This is a genomic window from Brucella sp. NBRC 12950 (assembly GCF_030268145.1).
Classification (GTDB): domain Bacteria; phylum Pseudomonadota; class Alphaproteobacteria; order Rhizobiales; family Rhizobiaceae; genus Brucella.
Genome location: NZ_BSQC01000038.1, coordinates 1 through 1,809 on the forward strand (window position 1 = coordinate 1; position 1,809 = coordinate 1,809).

The window sequence follows — 1,809 nt, forward strand, 5'->3', positions numbered from 1 at the left end:
GAACAGCAGATGCTGGCGATTGCCCGCATCCTGCGTACCGGCGTGAAGGTGATGCTGCTTGATGAGCCGACCGAAGGGCTTGCGCCCGTCATCATCCAGCGCATCGGCGATGTGCTGGTGGAACTTAAAAAGCGCGGCATGACTGTGTTGCTGGTCGAGCAGAACTTCCGCTTTGCAGCCAAAGTCGCGGACCGCTTTTATCTGATGGATCATGGTGTGGTGACGGAAAACTTCCCAACCGCCGAGCTGCCAGCACGGATGGCATCGCTCACGCAAGCTCTGGGGGTTTGAATCAATGACAATGATTTTTGGAATACCTTTGCAAGCGCTTCTTGGGCAGTTGCTCGTAGGCCTCATCAATGGCTCTTTCTACGCCATGCTTAGCCTCGGCCTCGCCATCATCTTCGGGCTTTTGCGCATCATCAATTTTGCCCATGGCGCGCAATATATGCTCGGCGCATTTGTTGGCTACCTGCTGTTAAGCGGCCTTGGCATCGGCTATTGGCCAGCGCTTATTCTCGCTCCACTGATCGTGGGTCTGGGCGGTGCCATCATCGAGCGCGTTGCACTTTCAAGGCTCTATAATCTTGATCCGCTCTATGGCCTGCTGTTCACTTTTGGTCTGGCGCTCGTGATCGAAGGCACTTTCCGCTATTATTATGGTGCTGCCGGTCAACCCTATGCCGTCCCGCCATCACTTGCAGGCGGCAATAATCTCGGCTTCATGTTCCTGCCCAACTATCGCGCATGGGTGGTGGTGGCGTCACTCGTCATCTGTATCGGCACATGGCTGCTGATCGAGAAGACCAAGCTTGGCGCTTACTTACGCGCCGCAACCGAAAACCCGACACTGGTCAAAGCCTTCGGCATCAATGTGCCACTGCTGCTCACCTTCACCTATGCGTTGGGTGCAGCTCTTGCTGGCTTTGCCGGAATTCTGGCGGCTCCCATCTATCAGGTCAGCCCGCTGATGGGGTCCAACATCATCATCGTGGTCTTTGCCGTGGTCGTGGTCGGCGGAATGGGTTCGATCCTTGGCGCCATCATCACCGGCTATGTGCTGGGGCTGGCTGAAGGTTTGACCAAGGTGTTCTATCCAGAAGCTTCCAGCATCGTCATCTTCGTTATCATGGCTATCGTCCTCCTGGTGCGACCCGCCGGATTGTTCGGGAAGGAGGCCTGATATGACTGATACTGCTCTCAAAGCAACGACGGCAAATCATCAGGCAAAAGCGCCGGCCCTCAACAGCCTTTCGGCAGTCGTTCTGGCGATTGCCATTGCTGGATTGATCGTAGCACCCTTCATGGTCTACCCGATCTTCCTGATGAAGATGCTGTGCTTCGCGCTCTTTGCCTCAGCCTTCAACCTCTTGCTCGGCTATACCGGCATTCTATCATTTGGCCATGCAGCCTTCTTTGGCGGTGCTGCCTATGTGACGGCTCATGCGGTCAAGGAATGGGGTGTAACGCCCGAAATCGGCATCCTGCTTGGTATGCTGACAGCCGCGGGTCTCGGCCTCATCATCGGCTATCTCGCCATCCGTCGTCAGGGCATCTATTCAACGATGATCACGCTGGCCTTAGCGCAGATGTTCTTCTTTTTCTGTCTGCAGGCGGCCTTTACACACGGCGAAGATGGTCTTCAGGGTGTGCCACGCGGCTATCTGTTTGGCTTTATCGATCTTAATCAGCCGATGAATATGTATTATTTTGTGCTGGCTGTGTTTGTGATCGGGGTCTTTGCGATCTGGCGCATCATCAATTCGCCTTTCGGCATGATCCTCAAATCAGTCCGCGAAAACGAAAACC

Annotated in this window: 3 protein-coding genes; all 3 read left to right on the top strand. The window is 54.8% G+C overall.

All coding sequences use genetic code 11. From position 1 onward, the window contains the following. Positions 1 to 291 (top strand): ATP-binding cassette domain-containing protein (locus QSJ70_RS27285; protein ID WP_502871729.1); only part of this gene is annotated, 291 nt, incomplete at its 5' end. A gap of 4 nt (positions 292 to 295) precedes the next feature. Beyond that, the gene (locus QSJ70_RS27290; RefSeq protein WP_064320956.1) at positions 296 to 1,183 is read left to right on the top strand and encodes a branched-chain amino acid ABC transporter permease; all 888 of its coding nucleotides are present in this window, start codon (positions 296 to 298) and stop codon (positions 1,181 to 1,183) included. Position 1,184: 1 nt separating this feature from the next. Continuing rightward, on the top strand, positions 1,185 to 1,809 hold a 625-nt coding region (locus QSJ70_RS27295), incomplete at its 3' end, for a branched-chain amino acid ABC transporter permease (RefSeq protein ID WP_285541350.1).

Coding starts and splice junctions, on each gene's coding strand:
- QSJ70_RS27290 (WP_064320956.1), top strand. CDS start 296: ATGACAATGATTTTTGGAATACCTTTGCAAGCGCTTCTTGGGCAGTTG.